Here is a 16,319-nt window from a genome sequence, read left to right as displayed (position 1 = left end):
CGTTCGCTCAGCGGACACCTTGCTGTGTTAAGCGCTATTCCGTTTATACGCGCGTCGACAGCGTGGAGTAGTGAAAAACGATCGCCCCCCTCTCCATTGGAAAGGGGGGCGATCGATTCACGCCAAAGGCTGTTTAAACCCGAGTGTCAGGCCTTCTTGGCGCGCGAAGCCGAACGGCCGCGCTCCTTCTGGTCCAGGACGACCTTGCGGATTCGCACGGTCTCCGGGGTCACCTCGATGCACTCGTCCTCGCGGCAGAACTCGAGCGACTGCTCCAGCGAGAGCTTGCGCGGCGGCACCAGGTTCTCGGTGGTGTCGGAGGAAGCGGCACGCATGTTGGTGAGCTTCTTCTCCTTGGTGATGTTGATGTCCATGTCGTCCTGGCGCGAGTTCTCGCCGACGATCATGCCCTCGTACACCTCGGTGGTGGGCTCGACGAAGAGCGTGCCGCGCTCCTGGATGCCCATCATCGCGAACGGCGTCACGACGCCCGCGCGGTCCGCGACCAGCGAACCGTTGTTGCGCATCCGCAGCTCGCCGAACCACGGCTCGTGGCCCTCGAAGATGCTGTGCGCGATGCCGGTGCCGCGGGTGTCGGTCAGGAACTGGGTCCGGAAGCCGATCAGGCCGCGCGACGGGACGATGAACTCCATGCGGACCCAGCCGGAGCCGTGGTTCGTCATGGTCTCCATGCGGCCCTTGCGGGTCGCCATCAGCTGGGTGATCGCGCCGAGGTACTCCTCGGGGCTGTCGATGGTCATCCGCTCGACCGGCTCGTGGGTCTTGCCGTTGATGACCTTGGTGACGACCTGCGGCTTGCCGACGGTCAGCTCGAACAGCTCCCGGCGCATGGTCTCGACCAGGATGGCCAGCGCCAGCTCGCCACGGCCCTGGACCTCCCAGGCGTCCGGACGCTCGGTCGGCAGCACGCGGAGCGAGACGTTACCGATCAGCTCGCGGTCCAGGCGGTCCTTCACCATGCGGGCGGTGACCTTGTGGCCCTTGCCGCCCTTGCCGACCAGCGGCGAGGTGTTGGTGCCGATGACCATCGAGATGGCCGGCTCGTCCACCGTGATCAGCGGCAGCGCGACCGGGTTCTCCAGGTCGGCCAGGGTCTCGCCGATCATGATCTCGGGGATGCCCGCGACGGCGCAGATGTCGCCGGGGCCGGCCACCTCGGCCGGCTTGCGGGTGAGCGCCTCGGTCATCAGCAGCTCGGTGATCTTGACCTGCTGGACGGAGCCGTCCCGCTTCATCCACGCGACGTGCTGGCCCTTGCGCAGCTCGCCCTGCTCGACGCGGCAGAGCGCGATACGGCCGAGGAAGTTGTCGGCGTCCAGGTTGGTGACGTGCGCCTGGAGCGGGGCGTCCTCGTCGTAGGTCGGGGCCGGGACGTGCTCCAGGATGGTGGAGAAGAACGGCTCCAGCGAGTCGCTGTCGGCCGGCACGGTGCCGTTCTCCGGCTTGGTCATCGAGGCCACGCCGTCCCGCGCACAGGCGTAGACGATCGGGAACTCGATCTGCTCCTCGGTGGCGTCGAGGTCCAGGAACAGGTCGTAGGTCTCGTTGATGACCTCGTCGATCCGGGAGTCCGGACGGTCGGTCTTGTTGATGCAGAGGATGACCGGCAGCTTGGCCGTCAGCGCCTTGCGGAGCACGAAGCGGGTCTGCGGCAGCGGACCCTCGGAGGCGTCGACCAGCAGCACGACCGCGTCGACCATCGACAGGCCGCGCTCGACCTCACCACCGAAGTCGGCGTGGCCGGGGGTGTCGATGATGTTGATCGTGATCGGCGCGCCACCCTCCTTGGGGTGGTACTTGACGGCGGTGTTCTTCGCGAGAATGGTGATGCCCTTCTCGCGCTCCAGGTCGTTGGAGTCCATCATGCGGTCGTCGAGGTGCTGGTGGGCGGCGAAGGCGCCGGCCTGCTTCAGCATGGCGTCGACCAGCGTGGTCTTGCCGTGGTCGACGTGGGCGACGATGGCAACGTTGCGGATGTCATTGCGCGTGGGCATGCGGAGCGGATTCTCCCGGAATCGTGGGTTACGGCGCCCGGCTGCGTGACGCCGACCGGCGATCCCTGTTGATCGCCGCCGCCCGTACCGCCTGCTACTACCGGTCCACCCGCCGGGCAGGACATGCCACGGCTTCCTCCTATGGTACGTGGAACCCTCCAGGTCGGCCGAAACGAGCAGGTCGGGCGGGATCAAGATCACAGATGGATCACCCGCTCTTCACCCGGCGGGCGCCGTGGGAACGGCTCCCGGACACCGGGCGGCCCGACCGCCGCCGCCCCGTCCGGAGCCCGCTCCCCGCCCTGCCGCGCGCCGCTCCGCCCCTCGCCGTCCGCGCGCTCCGCGGGGCCCGCCGCCCGGACGGCTCCGGTCAGCGGGCGAGGAAGCCGACGTCCTGGAAGCGGGGCCGGGTGAACCCCCAGGCGCCGGCGGCCGCGACGTCGTCGCGGACGGCGACCAGCTCGGGGCGCTGGTAGAGCGGGACGGAGTGGCCGAGCTGCCAGATCCGGGTGTCGGCCTCCTGGAGCAGGGCCGATCGGGCGGCCCCGTCCAGCTCGGCGGCGGCGCGGTCGAGGAGCCGGTCGATCTCCTCCGTACCCACCCGGCCGTAGTTGCCGCCGGTCTCCGGGGCGCCGTCCGGGCCGGGCCGGGGCTTGGCGTAGACCGGGCGCTGGTCGGCCGCCGGATCGGGGCCGGCCGGCCAGGCGAACAGCGCGAGGTCGTAGTCCCCGGTGGCCAGGTGGCCGGGGACGAAGGCCTCGGCGGGGACGGGCACCGGCCGCAGGGCGATGCCCACCGCGGCGAGGCCGGCGGTCAGCGCGTCGGCCGTCCGGCGGGCCAGCGCGGAGTCGGCGGGGACCAGCAGGGTGAGGACGAGGGCCCGGCCGTCCTTGGTCCGGGTGCCACCGCTCGCCGGACGCTTCCAGCCCGCCCGGTCCAGCGACCGGCCGGCGTCCACCGGGTCGAGGACGTCGCCGTTGTCGCGGTAGCCGTCCTGGTCGCCGGCCAGCAGGTGGCTGCCGAGCGGCGCCGGGGCCAACCCGAACGGGGTGAGCGCGGCGTCGGCGGTCCGCCGCCGGTCGACGGACCGGGCGAGGGCCTGGCGGACGGCCGGGTCGGTGAGCGGCGCCCGGGCGGCGTTCAGGGTGAGCTGGGTGAGCGAGGCCGCGGCGGCCCGGTGCACGGTGACGCCGGGCAGCGCCTCGGCGCGTCGCAGCGCCCGGACGGCGGCGTCGGCGGCGTCACCCGAGCCGCCGGGCGCCGCCGGGGCCCGGTCGACCGCCGTCGTGATCGGGGCGATGTCGAGCCGGTCCTGGTCGAGGGCGTCCAGCCGGCGCTCCGCCGGGGTGGCCAGGAAGTCGATCCGGTCGGCCTTCGGTGTCTCCCCCCACCAGAGCGGGTCGCGCACCAGGGTGACCCGGCCGCCCGCCGCGTCGTACCCGGAGACCGTGAACGGCCCCGCGGTGGGGTGCCCGCCCGTCCCTCCGGTCAGCGGCCGGTCGAAGGCGGCCGGGGTGGCGGTGTCGACGGCGGGGTACAGCGGCCCGAACAGGTTCTGCCAGCCGGCGCAGGGGCGGCGGAAGACGACCTTGACCTCGGACCGGTCGGCGCCCCGGGTGATCGAGTCGATCGCGTCGTACCCGGCCGGGCGGGCGGCGGTGTACGCGGGGTCCCGGCCGGAGAGCGCGGCCCACTGGGCGGTGAAGTCGGCCACCGAGAGCGGGGTGCCGTCGCTCCAGACGGCGCGCGGGTTGAGCCGGTAGGTGACGACCTGCGGCAGCTGCCCGGGCGGGGTGGACTCGGCGGACTCCAGGTAGTCCGGGTCGGGGACCGGCCGGCCGTGCCGGTCCGGCCGGAACAGCGAGGGGTAGAGGGCGTGCGCCAGCAGCGCCGAATCGGCCGTCGCCGCGGGCGCGTGGACGTTCAGCGTGGCGGGGACGGCGTCCAGGGCCCAGCGCAGCGTGCCACCCTCCCGGATCCCGGCCCGGTCGTACGGGGGGAGGTCACCGGTGACGGCGGTGGGGGCGGCGGAGACGGGGACGGGCTCCGGGGGACGGGCCGGGGCCGGGGCGCCGGAGCAGCCGGCCGGGCCCCCGACGGCGAGCAGCAGCGCGGCGGCTGCGGCGGTGAGCTGGCGGACGCGCATGGCGGCCATCGAACGCCGGGCGGGCGCGGGCGGCCGCACCGACACGGCGGGCCGCCGGGCGAGTGCACCCGGACAGCCGAGCCGCTACAGCGACAGCTCGAACCAGACGATCTTGCCCTTGGGCGTCCGCCGGCTGCCCCAGCGCTCGGCCAGCAGGCTGACCAGCTGGAGCCCGCGCCCGCCCTCGTCGGTCTCCTGCGCGCGCCGCTGGCGCGGTTGGGCGTAGCCGTCGTCCCAAACCTCGCAGACCATGCTGCGGTCGCGCAGCAGCCGGAGCCGGATCTCGCCCCGGCCGTGCCGGAGCGCGTTGGTGACCAGCTCGCTGACCAGCAGCTCGGTGGTGTCGACCAGCTCGTCCAGGCCGCGCGCCAGCAGCCAGCTGCAGGCCAGCTCGCGGGCCTTGGCCACCGAGGTGGGCTCGGGCGGCAGGAACCAGTTGCCGACCGCGTCGTCGGGGAAGGCGTGCACCTTGGCCATCAGCAGGGCGATGTCGTCCTCGCCGTGGTGCGGGTTGAGCTCGCCGAGGACGTGGTCGCAGAGGTCCTCCAGGCCCTTGCCCTCGGCCGACAGCGCGGTGCGGAAGGCACGCAGGCCCTCGTCCAGCTGGTGCTTGCGGCTCTCCACCAGCCCGTCCGTGTAGAGGCCGAGCACGGCGCCGTCCGGCAGGGTCAGCTCGACCTCCTCGAAGGGCTCGCCGCCGACGCCGAGCGGCAGGCCGGGCGGGACGTCGAGCATCCGGGCGGGCTCGTCCGGGCTGAGCAGGACGGGCGGCAGGTGGCCGGCGTTGGCGAAGACGCAGCGCCGGGTGACGGCGTCGTAGACCGCGTAGACGCAGGTGGCCAGGTAGACCTCGCGGGCCTCCTCGTCGGCGGTCGAGGTGAGCCGGCCGTACGGGGTGGGTGAGCCGGCGGGCGCGGAGTCGTCGCCCAGGCCGCGGGCGATCTCGTCGAGGGCGGTGAGCACCTCGGCGGGGTCGAGGTCGAGCATGGCCAGGGTGCGGACGGCGGTGCGCAGCTGGCCCATCGCCACGGCGGCCCGCAGGCCGCGGCCCATCACGTCGCCGATGACCAGGGCCGTGCGGTTGCCCGGCAGCGGGATGACGTCGAACCAGTCGCCGCCGACCTCGGTGTTGTTGTTGCTGGGCAGGTACCGGCAGGCGATCTCCAGGCCGCTGGCGGCCGGGTTGCCCGGGGGCAGCAGGCTGCGCTGCAGGATCAGCGCGCGCTCGTGCTCCCGGCGGTAGAGCCGGGCGTTGTCGATGCAGACGGCGGCGCGGGCCACCAGCTCCTCGGCGATGGCGACGTCACGGGCGTCGAACGGCTCGCTGCCGATCGCGCGGGAGAGCTGGACCAGGCCCAGCACCTGGTCGCGGGCGACCAGCGGCACGATCAGGGTGGAGCGCAGCAGCGGGTCCGGTCCGGGCTCGGGTACGACACTGCGGCCGGTGCGCAGCGCCCGGGCGTGCGGCGAACGGCGCGGGTAGCAGAGCGTGCCGCCGGCCTCGGCGATCGGCAGGCCGGTGACCGAGCCGAGGACCGAGGAGGCACCGCCGACCACACTGGAGACGGCGACCCGGCGCAGCTCGCCGCTGCCGTCGGTGAGCACGCCGTCGCCGTACCGGCCCGCACTGGGGACGGTCTCGCCGGAGAGCAGCGCCGTGTAGAGGTCGACGGTGGCGAGGTCGCAGAACGGCGGGACGACGACGTCCAGCAGTTCCTTCGCGGTGGTCTCCAGGTCGAGCGTGGAGCCGATGTGCGCGCTGGCCTCGTTGAGCAGGGCGAGGTTGCGGCGGACGCCGTCGGCCTCGCGCTCGGCGACGTGCCGGCTGGTGACGTCGGAGACCTGGCCCGCCACGCCCGTCGGCTGGCCGGCCGCGCCGTTGAGGCGGTAGAGCGAGACGGCCCAGAGCCGGTTGCCCTCGCGGGTCGGCACGGCGGAGTGGAAGCGCAGGTCGAAGACGGGTTCACCGGTGGCGATGACCTTGCGCAGCGCGGCGGTCAGCCGGTCGGCCTCGGAGGCCGGGAAGAGGTCGTGCGCGGTCAGGCCTTCGAGGTCGGTGGGGACGAGGCCCACCCCGGAGGCGAAGGCGTCGTTGACCCGCTGCAGCCGGAGCCGGTCGTCGAACAGCACGAAGCCGGTCGGGGTCTGGCCGAAGACCGCCTCGGAGGCGGCGAGGTCGGTCTCGATCCGGCGCAGCCGGCCGAGGTCGACCGCGAGACAGGTGGCGCCGGCGGTGGGCAGCGCGCTGTCGGGCATCAGGTAGAGCTCGGCGAGGCCCTCGCCGCCGGTGGCGTCGCGGTAGGGCGTGGTGCCGACCCACTCCTCGCCGGCCAGCGTGCGCTCCAGCCGGGCGCGGCCGCGCTGCCAGAGTTCCCGCGGGACGAAGGTGGTGATCGGGTCGGCGCCGACCGCCTCGGCGGCGGGCAGGCCGAAGAACTCGGCGGCGCGTTCGCTCCACTGGCTGATCCGGCCGTCGGGGCCGATCGCGAAGGTGGCGACCCGGATGTAGTCGTAGATCGAGCCTGGGTCCCCCGCGCCCCACTGGTGGGCGCCGACCACCGGGCGGACCGCCCGGCCGTGCCCCGCGGACGGGGCGGGCAGGTGCGGCGAACCGGCCTGCCCGGGCACAGCGGCATGACCGCTGCTGCTCGGCGCGTTACGCGCCGGGGTGCTGTTCAACGGACCGACCCCTCCAAACCCGCGACCGTCCGGATGCCGAGAAGACCGAGTATTCATCATCGAGGGGTACGTTCACACGCCCTCAACATCACAACATCAGATCGGGCGAAGGTTTTTGTCCTACCGCCCGCGCAACCACAATGCCACGCCCGCGCCCCCTGCCGGAGTGCGCGCTCCCCCCGGCCGCCTGCTGGCATATGCAGTCCCGTTCTACTCGCGTCCTACTCGGATCCCGACTCGTCGGGCTCATTACCCGGCAGCGCCTGCTCGAACCAGACGACCTTGCCCATGCCCTCCGCCCGGGCGCCCCAGCGCAGCGCGAGCCGGCGAACGAGTTCAAGGCCGCGGCCGCCCTCGTCGGCCGCGGCCGCGTGGCGGGCGCGGGGCGGGTCGGGCAGCGGGTCGGAGATCTCGACCAGCAGGGTCTCACCCAGCGTCAACCGTACTCCGATGGGCGCGCTCGCATAGCGGACGGAGTTGGTGACCAGCTCGCTGACCAGCAGCTCGGCGGTGTCGGTGAGTTCCTCGACGCCCCACTCGACCAGCGCGGCGCGGACCAGCCGGCGGGCCCGGGAGACGGCGGTGGGCTCGGCGGGGAGCGTCCAGCCGGCGGTCGGGGTGCCGGCCTGGCCGTGGCCGAGCCGGGCCAGCAGCAGCGCCACGTCGTCCGGCTCGCGGCCCTGCTCCATGGTGTCCAGCACCGCCTCGCAGGCCGCCTGGATGGAGGCGTGCGGCTGCTGGAGCACGGTGACCAGCCGGCCGAGACCGACGTCGAGGTCCTTGTCCCGGGACTCCACCAGGCCGTCGGTGCACAGGGCGAGCAGGCTCCCCTCGGGGATCTTGAGTTCGACCGACTCGAACGGGACGCCGCCGACGCCGAGCGGCGCGCCGGAGGGCAGCTCGAGGATCCGGCCGACACCGCCCAGCAGCGGGCCGCCGGACCGGGTCGGCTCCTCGTTCTCCCCGCCCGGCACGATCAGCACCGGCGGGATGTGGCCGGCCTTGGAGACCGTCAGCCGGGCCGTGGCCGGGTCGAACACGGCGTAGATGCAGGTGGCCAGCAGGGCCTCGTCCGGCCCCTGGGCGAGGTCGTCGGCCAGCTCGTGGACGTGCCGCAGCAGCACCTCGGGTGGCAGGTCGAGGGCGGCCAGGACGCGGACGGCGGTGCGCAGCCGGCCCATCGTGGCGGCGGCCCGCAGGCCGTGGCCCATCACGTCGCCGACCACCAGCGCGGTGCGGTCGCCGGGGAGCGGGATGACGTCGAACCAGTCGCCGCCGACCTCGGTGCCGCTGCTGCCGGGCACGTAGCGGTAGGCGACCTCGACGCCGGTGGGCTGCGGGACCTGCTGCGGCAGCAGGGTGCGCTGCAGGGTGAGCGCGGCGGTGCGCTCACGGGCGTAGAGCCGGGCGTTGTCGAGGGAGCTGCCGGCCCGGTCGGCCAGCTCGACCGTGAAGGCGAGGTCGTCCCGGTCGAAGCCCTCGCGGTAGCCGGCCCGGCTGACCAGCAGCAGGCCGATCACGATGCCCCGGGCGCGCAGCGGCACCACCAGCATCGAGTGCACGCCCAGGTCGTGGGCGGCCTGCATCTTCGGGTCCCCGGGGTAGGTGACGTCGCTCAGCTGGTCGGCGCCGGAGACCAGTTCGGGGACGCCGGTGCGCAGCACCCGCCCGCAGGCGGAGTCCTCGGCGAAGGTGATCCGGGCTCCGCGCCGGAGCATCACCTCCACCTCGGGGCCGTCCTGGACGGAGGCGGTGCCCAGCTGCAGCAGCGAGGTGCGGCGGTCGTGGCCGTGCCGGGGCAGGTCGTCCCCGTGCGCGACGGCCTGCAGCAGGATCACCGCGGAGTGGTCGGTGAGCCGGGGCACCACCGCGCCGGCCAGCTCCTGGGCGATCCGCGAGGCGTCCAGCAGGTCGCCGACCCGGGAGCCGAACTCGTTGAGCAGCGAGAGCCGGCGCCGGGCGTGCTCGACCTTGGCGACCGCCCGGTACCGCTCGGTCACGTCCATCACGGTGCCGGAGATGCCCAGCACCCGGCCGGCCCGGTCGGTCATCCGGCTGTAGGAGATCGAGCGGTACCCGGAGCGGGCGGTGACCGGTGAGGCGAGGGTGACGTCGATGACCGGCTCGCCGGTGGCCAGCACCTGGCGCTGGATGGCGGTGATCTCGTCGGCGGCCCGCTCGGGCAGGGTCTCGCCGGTGGTCCGCCCGACGTGGTCCTCGGTGACCATGCCGTTCATCTCGGCCAGGGTCTGGTTGACGGCGGTGTAGCGCAGGTCGGTGTCGAGGATCGCGATGCCCAGCGGGGACTGCTCGAACAGCGCGTCGCGGACGGCGAGGTCCCGCTCGACCGCCCGGACGGCCGCCGCCTCGGCCAGGTTGACCTGGAGGAACGGCGTGCCGTCGCCGTCCACCAGCAGCGAGATCCGGGCGTCGACGGTGACCGCCTCGCCGTCACGGTCGCGCAGCTCCGCGAGGCCGGCCCAGCGGCCGTGGCGCAGGGTGTCCTGGATCGCGGCGCGGATCCGGACGACCTGGTCCGCGTCCGGGATCAGTTCGTCGATCCGGCGGCCGACCAGCAGCTCGTTCGGCCAGCCCAGCAGCTCCTCGGCGGCCGGGCTCCAGAGCACCACCCGGCCGGCGGTGTCCAGGATCGCGATGGCCACCTTCACCACGTCGAGCAGGTTGCCCGCGCGCTGGCCGCCGGGAGCGCCCGGCTCGGCTCCGGGGCCGCCCGGGAAGGGCCGGGCGGGGCGGCTGCGGGGGCCCGCCGACTCGGTCGCGTCGGGCACCACCAGGGACGGCACCGGCCGCTCCGGCGGCTGGGCCTCGGGGGTTCCGCCGTCGCCCCGGCGGCGGGCGGCCGGGGGCTGGGGCGGCTGCGGCCGCTGCGGGCGCGCACCACGGCGCAGGCGGGCGCGGGCGGAGGCACTCCCCCCGGTGCCCGTGCGTCCCGCTCCCCCGCCACCGTGACCGGTACTCGACACCGACGGGGCCTCCGGCTCTGGTCGGGATCGGCTTCGCCGGCTGGGGACGGCTCACCGATGGTGACGAATAGTGCCGAACAGTGACATACCCAGCAGAACCCAGGCTATCCCGGCTTAAGGGTCGTCTTTTCCGATTGACCTACCTGGCGTATTGCGCGTGGCGCGGGCAGCTGCTCCCGCGCACGGGGTGTGCGGGAGGGGCGCGCGGGGCGTACCGACGGGCGGCGGGCACCGGACGGCGGGGCGGCAGCGGGGTGACGGTGCGGCGGCGGGCGGGTGCTCAGCCCGCGGTGCGGGCCTCGGTCAGCAGCCGGGTGAGGTGCGGAACGACCTCGCGGTCGTGGTCGAGCCAGTCGAGCCCGTCGAGCCCGTCGGGGCCGAGCCAGCGAAGCTCGTCGTGGTCCTGCAACGGCCGCGGATCACCGGAGAGCAGTTCGGCCACCCAGAGCCGCAGCTCCAGACCCGGGCGGACCAGCCACGCGCCGGGCAGCCGCTCCAGCGCCTTCGCCCGGACACCGAGCTCCTCCAGCAGCTCCCGCTCCAGCGCCTGGGTCTCGGTCTCGCCGGGCTCGACCTTGCCGCCCGGGAACTCCCAGCGCCCGGCCACCTCGGCCGGGGCACTGCGGCGGGCGGCCAGCACCCGGCCCCGGTGGACGAGCGCGCCCCCGACGACGATCCGGTTCTCCATGGCCCCGACCCTATGCGGCCTCGGCCTCCACCCAGTACAGCTGCTTGTGGCCACGGGCCTCGAACTCGGCCGCCAACCGCTCGGCCTCGGCCCGGCCCAACCCCCTGGCGACCACGTAGCGGTTGCCGTTGTCGTCCTGGCGCATCACCCGGCAGCTCTCCATGCCGCCGAGCCTAGGCCCCCTCCGGCCCGGGGCGGGCCGGCGGCCTGCCCGCCCCGGACGAGTGACCCCGGCCCGCGTGGGGGTCGGGCCGGGCCCTCGCGCACGGACGCTACGCCCGGCGCGCTACCGACAGGTACGGGCCCGGTTAACGCCCGGTAAGACGCGGGCCGGACCGCTCCCGCCCTCAGGCCCGGACGCCGGAGCCGGACACCGGAGCCGGGACGTCAGGCCCGGATGTCGCCGACCTGCTCACCGGTCGAGAGGCCGAGCTCGCGGCGGATCTCCACGGTCAGCTTGGCCGACTTGGCGACCAGCGACTTGGCGCGCCGGATCTCGCGTTCGAGCGCGGTCGTGTCGACGGTCCTGGCCGCGCTGTCCCAGGCCGCGGCGGCCTCGCGCTGGGCGGCCGCCAGCTCGGCCACCTTCGGCTTGGCGCCCTCGGGCCAGACCGTCGTCCCCTTGGACAGCTGGTCGGCCTCCTTGCGGGAGGCCTCGGCCATCCGACCCGCCCAGGCCACGTGCTCGGAGCGGGCGTCGGCCACCTCGGCCTCCGGCTCGCTCCAGGAGGCGGTGTTGTACGCCCGGGCGGCCTCCAGATAGGCCAGCTGGGCCCCGGTCAGCCTGCCCCGGTCGGTGCGGACGCTGCCCAGGTGCCCGGCGTCGCGGTCCTCGTAGGCGCAGGTGGCGTAGCGCTCGCCGGACTTCCAGTTGGCCCGGCTCGGGTAGAGGTAGACCTCCGCCATACCGTCCGGCACGGCCCAGAAGTCGAGCGCGTAGTCACTGAGCACCGGCCCGCAGAGGGTGGCGGCGCTCTCCCGGACGCGGCTCTCCCCCGGGTAGGCGATCCCGTCGCTCTCCGGGATCCGGGCGGTGCCGGCCACCTCGCCGTGGTGCGGCAGCGCGCAGGACGCCTTGAGCACCCACAGGACCGTCTGGTCCTCGTCCTCGGGGTAGGCGTCGCCACCGGGCGGGTTGTAGCAGTCGCCGGACTTGAGGGAGGACCAGAGCACGGAGCCCGCGGGCGCCTTCGGGCCGCGGACGGGGCGGTCGGCCTCACTGCTCGCCTCGACACCGGCGGCGAGGATGCCGATGAAGACCAGCAGAGTGACCAGCACCCCGAGGACGCCCAGCACCACACCGGTCACCGCCATGCCGCGGCCGCGCTCGTTGCGCTTGGGGATCTGGACCAGCGCGACGATGCCGAAGGCGAGCGAGAGCGGCCACATGCAGAGCAGGCCGGTGACCAGGGCGGCGACGGAGAAGCCGTTGGTGACCTCGGGAGCCGGGTAGGCGTAGCCGGGCTGGAAGCCGGAGAGCGCGCCGGGCGGGACGGCGGCCCAGCCGGAGGCCGGCGGCGGGCCCGGCGGGACCGGGCCGCCGCCGGTGGCCCACGGGTCGGCGGCGGGAGCGGCGGGAGCGGTCGTACCGGGGAGGGCCCACGGGTCGGCCCACGGGTCGGCGGGGGCGGCGGGGGCCTCCGGCACGACGGGCGCCTCCGGGGCCGGGGGTTCGGCCTCGGCCTTCGTGGGCTTGGTCAGCTCCACGCGCTCCGCGGGCTCCGGAACACCCGCCGGCTCCGCGTCCACCGGCTCCGCGTCCACCGGCTCCGCGTCCACCGGCAGGCCCTCCACGGCCGGAGCGTCGACCGGGGCGGCCGGCGGCGCGGGAGTGTCCGACGCGGCGGCATCCGGCGCGGCGGCATCCGGCGCCGGGACGGGCGCGTCGGACTCGGGCTTGGACACGTGGACTCCCCCGGCCCGGTCACGGGCGTCAACTCGGCAGTTTCGACTCGAACGTTCCGTGGACGGACCGGCGGGCGGACCAGCAGGCGGAGCACGGGAACGGACGCGCGACTTTACCCGATCTTGGCGAACATCCTCTCGCCCTTTTCCGGCCGCCCGACGCTCACCGACGGCGCGCCAGCACCTCGCCGTGCAGCATCGCGAACCAGCCGTCCTCGGCGGCCAGCCAGGCCTGCCACCCGGCGGCGATCCGTTCCAGTTCCGCCCGGTCCGCGTACCCCTCGGCCACCGCCACGTCGGCGATGTCGGAGGCCAGGATCCGGTCGGCCCACAGCCCGCCCCACCACTCCCGCTGCTCGGGCGTCGCGTACGTCCAGCTGCTGGAGGTCGCGGTGACGTCGGTGAAGCCGGCCTCCCGGGCCCAGGACAGCAGCCGTCGGCCGGCGTCCGGCTCGCCGCCGTTGTCCCGGGCGATCCGCCGGTACAGCGCCAGCCAGCGGTCCAGCTCGGACACCTGCGGGTACCAGGCCATGGTCGCGTAGTCGACGTCCCGGGCCGCGACCACACCGCCCTCCGCCGTGACCCGGCCCATCTCCCGCAGCGCCCCCACCGGGTCGGCCACGTGCTGCAGCACCTGATGGGCGTGCACCACGTCGAACTCCCCGTCCGCGTACGGCAGTGCGTGCACGTCGGCGACCTCGAACACCACGTTGGACACGCCGCGGTCCGCCGCGTACCGGGCGGCCGACTCCAGCACCTGGGCCGAGCTGTCCACGGCCACCACCCGCCCGGTGGGGCCGACCAGCTCGGCCAGCTCGGCGGTGATCGTGCCGGGGCCGCAGCCGACGTCCAGCACGGCCTGTCCGGGCCGCAGTTCGGGGCGCAGGTAGGCGGCCGAGTTGGCCACGGTGCGGGAGCGGTGCGAGCGCAGCACGGGCTCGCGGTGGCCGTGCGTGTAGACGGTGGGCTGCTGTCCGGTCATGACGGTCCCCCTGGGGTTCGGTCGGTCCCTGCGGTCGGTTCTCCCGACGCCTCCCGACGCTACTCCTCGTCCCGCATGACGAGAAGATTCGTCTCATATTCTGATCGCCACGCCGCACCGCGAAGCCCCCGCCCGGAGATCGGGCGAGGGCTTCGCGGTGCGGGCAGGGTTAGTTGAGGGTGAACCAGGTGGTGCGGGACTTCTTCCACTCCGGGTGCGTGAGGTCCTTGGCCTCGACGCCGTCGCCGTACAGGTCGGCGGAGCCGTCGTCGGTGATCAGCTGCACCCGGGCCCCGGCGGCGGTGAGGTCCGGGACGTCCGGCACGGCCTCCCAGCCGCCCGCGTCACTGGTCGGCAGGTCCAGCACCTTGACCGGCTGCGAACCGGGCTGACCGTCCCAGCGGTAGAGCGCGTAGGGGTCGGAGTTGTCGTCCGCCGCCCAGGACCCCGCCACGATCAGGTACTGGCCGAGCGCGTTGCGCCGCAGGTCGCGGACGGACAGCCCGCCGAGGTCCAGCTCGATCGGGGCACCGAACGTCGCGTGCGCCGAACCGCCCGGCAGCGAGGAGAAGTTGGTGACCGGGACGATCAGCGCCCGGCCACCGGTGACGGCCGGGGTGAGCGGCGCGCGGAAACCCACGTACGCGGTGGTGGAGCTGCCCGGGGCGAACTCCAGGCCCTCCACGTTGAAGCCGTCGATCTGCTTGGGCACCTCGCCGGCCGCCGAACCGGCCGCGAAGCCGTACCGGTTGCCGTTCGCCTTGTCCCAGGCGATCAGGTCGTCGCGCAGACCGGTGTACTCGCCCGCCAGGGCCAGCTGCGTGGCGGCGCCCGAACCGGTCACGGTGGTGGTGAACACCGTGTGCCGCTGGGTCTTGATCTCGCCGTCCTTGTTGTTGCCCAGCGAGCCGGTCCAGTAGATGGTGTTGCCGACCCGGGTGCCGCCCTCGATGTCGATCTCCTTGGAGACGCCGAGCGCGCTGCTGAAGTCCCAGGTGCGCACCGGCGCCCCCGAGGCGTTGCGGTCGTACAGCCGCAGCACATTGGACTCGTCGTCCGCCACCACGATGTACCCGCCGCCCGCGTCGACGGCCGCCGAGGCGTCGCTGGAGCCGGTCAGGTACCGGCTGTCGGCCGAGCGCTGGACGGCCGGCGAGGCCGCGTAGTGCAGCGTCTTGGTGGCGCTCTTGCCGCCGAGACCGGTCACCTTGACGGTCAGGTCGGTGTAGCCGACGCCCTGCGCGGCGACCGCGAGGGTGCGGTTGCCGGCGGTGCCCGTGACGGTGACGTCACCGGTCCGGGCCACCGAGCTGCGGGTGGTCGCCGAGGCGGCGACCGTCAGCGCGGAGGCGTCGGCACCGCTCTGCGCGACGGTGACGGCGACCGTCGGGTCACCGGTGGCGCCGACCGCGCCGGAGAGGTACCCGGCCGAGAGTGTGATCGTCGGGGTTCCGTACGTCACGGCGGCGGCGGGCCCGGCGGGCAGCGCGAGCACCGGCAGTGCGGCGGCGGCGACGGCCAGCGGCAGCAGGCCGCGGGAGAGACGGGACACGGTGACAGCCCTTCGGAGTGGGGGCGGTGCGAGGTCCGGACCAGGGTGGAGCCCCTCGGCGAACGCCGCCCCTCCGGCAGCGGGCCACCGGACGAACACCTGCCCTCGCGCGGCGCGCCCCGCCGGCCGGGGCCCGTACCGTGGACGGGCCCCCGACAGAACGGTTCCACCATGCCCGGCCGCCGCCCCTTCGTCCTGCTGAGCGCCGCGATGTCGCTCGACGGGCACCTCGACGACGCCTCTCCCGACCGCCTGCTGCTCTCCAACCCGGCCGACTTCGACCGGGTGGACGAGGAGCGCGCCGCCAGCGACGCGATCCTGGTGGGCGGCAACACCCTGCGCGCGGACGATCCCCGGCTGCTGGTCAACGACCCCGCCCGGCGGGCCGCCCGGCTCGCGGCCGGCCGGTCCGAGTACCCGCTGAAGGTCACCCTCACCGCGGGCGGGGCGCTCGACCGGGCACTGCGGTTCTGGCACACCGGCGGTGCCAAGGTCGCCTACACCTCGGACGCGGGCGCCGACCGGCTGCGCCCGGCCCTGGACGGGCTGGCCGAGGTGGTGGCCCTCGGCGGGACGGTGGAGCTGGGCGCGGTCCTGGACGACCTCGGGGCCCGTGGCGTACGGCGGCTGATGGTCGAGGGCGGGAGCAGCGTGCACACCCAGTTCCTCGCCCAGGGTCTGGCCGACGAGCTCCAGCTGGCCGTCGCCCCGCTGCTGGTCGGCCAGTCGGGCGCGCCGCGGTTCGTCCACCCGGCGGCCTTCCCCGGCGGACCGGCCCGCCGGATGCGCCTGCTGGAGGCACGTACCGTGGGCGATGTCGTCCTGCTCAGGTACGCCCCGAAGGAGCCCGCCCCGTGACCAGCGCCCCGTCCGACCTCGCACACCTGCGGCGGGCCGTCGAGCTCTCCCGCCGCTGCCCGCCCTCCACCACGGCCTTCTCGGTCGGCGCGGTGATCGTCGGCGCGGACGGCGAGGTGCTCGCCGAGGGCTGGAGCCGGGAGTCGGACCCGCGCGACCACGCCGAGGAGGCGGCCCTGGCCAAGCTCCCGGCGGGCGATCCGCGCCTGCGCGGCGCGACCGTCTACAGCTCGCTGGAGCCCTGCGGCCGGCGGGCCTCCCGGCCGCTGCCCTGCGCCCGACTGCTGATCGCCGCAGGCGTGCCCCGGGTGGTGGTCGCCTGGCGCGAGCCGGACCTCTTCGTCGTCGACTGCCAGGGGACGGCACTGCTGGAGGCGGCCGGGGTCGAGGTGGTGGAGCTGCCGGAGGCCGCCGAGGAGGCCCGCGCGGTCAATGCGCACCTGCTGGGCTAATCTTTTGTATCCTTACTGAACAATCGACTCGCACGCCCGCACACCGCCCCGCGAGGAG

At 74.5% G+C, this 16,319-nt stretch carries 9 protein-coding genes and 1 pseudogene; 1 reads left to right on the top strand and 9 read right to left on the bottom strand.

The window, feature by feature from the left end:
* Positions 1-146: 146 nt before the first annotated feature.
* From typA to ACIQTO_RS08035, 9 genes are all read right to left on the bottom strand, one after another.
* On the bottom strand, positions 147-2,015 hold the full coding sequence (gene typA, locus ACIQTO_RS08075) for a translational GTPase TypA (protein WP_402384475.1): 1,869 nt from the start codon (positions 2,013-2,015) through the stop codon (positions 147-149).
* 370 nt (positions 2,016-2,385) lie between these two features.
* A complete protein-coding gene (locus ACIQTO_RS08070; RefSeq protein ID WP_402384472.1) occupies positions 2,386-4,161 on the bottom strand; it encodes an ABC transporter family substrate-binding protein in 1,776 nt (591 codons plus the stop codon).
* A gap of 84 nt (positions 4,162-4,245) precedes the next feature.
* Entirely contained in the window at positions 4,246-6,840 is a 2,595-nt protein-coding gene (locus ACIQTO_RS08065; RefSeq protein WP_402384470.1) for a SpoIIE family protein phosphatase, read from the bottom strand.
* A gap of 221 nt (positions 6,841-7,061) precedes the next feature.
* Positions 7,062-9,644, bottom strand: coding sequence for a SpoIIE family protein phosphatase (locus ACIQTO_RS08060; RefSeq protein WP_402384468.1), 2,583 nt, complete (start codon positions 9,642-9,644; stop codon positions 7,062-7,064).
* 460 nt (positions 9,645-10,104) lie between these two features.
* On the bottom strand, positions 10,105-10,512 hold the full coding sequence (locus ACIQTO_RS08055) for an NUDIX domain-containing protein (protein ID WP_402384466.1): 408 nt from the start codon (positions 10,510-10,512) through the stop codon (positions 10,105-10,107).
* A gap of 10 nt (positions 10,513-10,522) precedes the next feature.
* Positions 10,523-10,675: an SPOR domain-containing protein gene (locus ACIQTO_RS08050; protein ID WP_402384464.1), complete on the bottom strand. Its 153-nt coding sequence runs from the start codon at positions 10,673-10,675 to the stop codon at positions 10,523-10,525.
* A 224-nt stretch (positions 10,676-10,899) separates the two neighbouring features.
* The gene (locus ACIQTO_RS08045) at positions 10,900-12,417 is read right to left on the bottom strand and encodes a DUF4190 domain-containing protein (RefSeq protein ID WP_402384461.1); all 1,518 of its coding nucleotides are present in this window, start codon (positions 12,415-12,417) and stop codon (positions 10,900-10,902) included.
* A gap of 163 nt (positions 12,418-12,580) precedes the next feature.
* Positions 12,581-13,399, bottom strand: a complete 819-nt coding sequence (locus ACIQTO_RS08040; RefSeq protein WP_402384458.1) for a methyltransferase domain-containing protein — start codon at positions 13,397-13,399, stop codon at positions 12,581-12,583.
* Between the two features lie 169 nt (positions 13,400-13,568).
* Positions 13,569-14,951, bottom strand: a complete 1,383-nt coding sequence (locus ACIQTO_RS08035) for a hypothetical protein (RefSeq protein WP_402384456.1) — start codon at positions 14,949-14,951, stop codon at positions 13,569-13,571.
* Between the two features lie 171 nt (positions 14,952-15,122).
* On the opposite strand from ACIQTO_RS08035, the pseudogene ACIQTO_RS08030 reads away from it, so the two are divergent.
* Positions 15,123-16,261 (top strand): annotated as a pseudogene (locus tag ACIQTO_RS08030) (dihydrofolate reductase family protein).
* Positions 16,262-16,319: the final 58 nt, after the last annotated feature.

Origin of the sequence: Kitasatospora sp. NPDC091207, from assembly GCF_044768625.1 — a bacterium.
Taxonomy (GTDB): domain Bacteria; phylum Actinomycetota; class Actinomycetes; order Streptomycetales; family Streptomycetaceae; genus Kitasatospora.
Note: the sequence above shows the minus strand (reverse complement) of the source record. Positions and strands in the feature narration are given on the sequence as shown.

Bases quoted from the DNA above. Each gene is read 5' to 3' on its own strand.
- ACIQTO_RS08040 (WP_402384458.1), bottom strand. From the start codon at position 13,399: ATGACCGGACAGCAGCCCACCGTCTACACGCACGGCCACCGCGAGCCC.
- ACIQTO_RS08070 (WP_402384472.1), bottom strand. From the start codon at position 4,161: ATGCGCGTCCGCCAGCTCACCGCCGCAGCCGCCGCGCTGCTGCTCGCC.
- ACIQTO_RS08055 (WP_402384466.1), bottom strand. From the start codon at position 10,512: ATGGAGAACCGGATCGTCGTCGGGGGCGCGCTCGTCCACCGGGGCCGG.
- typA (WP_402384475.1), bottom strand. From the start codon at position 2,015: ATGCCCACGCGCAATGACATCCGCAACGTTGCCATCGTCGCCCACGTC.
- ACIQTO_RS08050 (WP_402384464.1), bottom strand. From the start codon at position 10,675: ATGGAGAGCTGCCGGGTGATGCGCCAGGACGACAACGGCAACCGCTAC.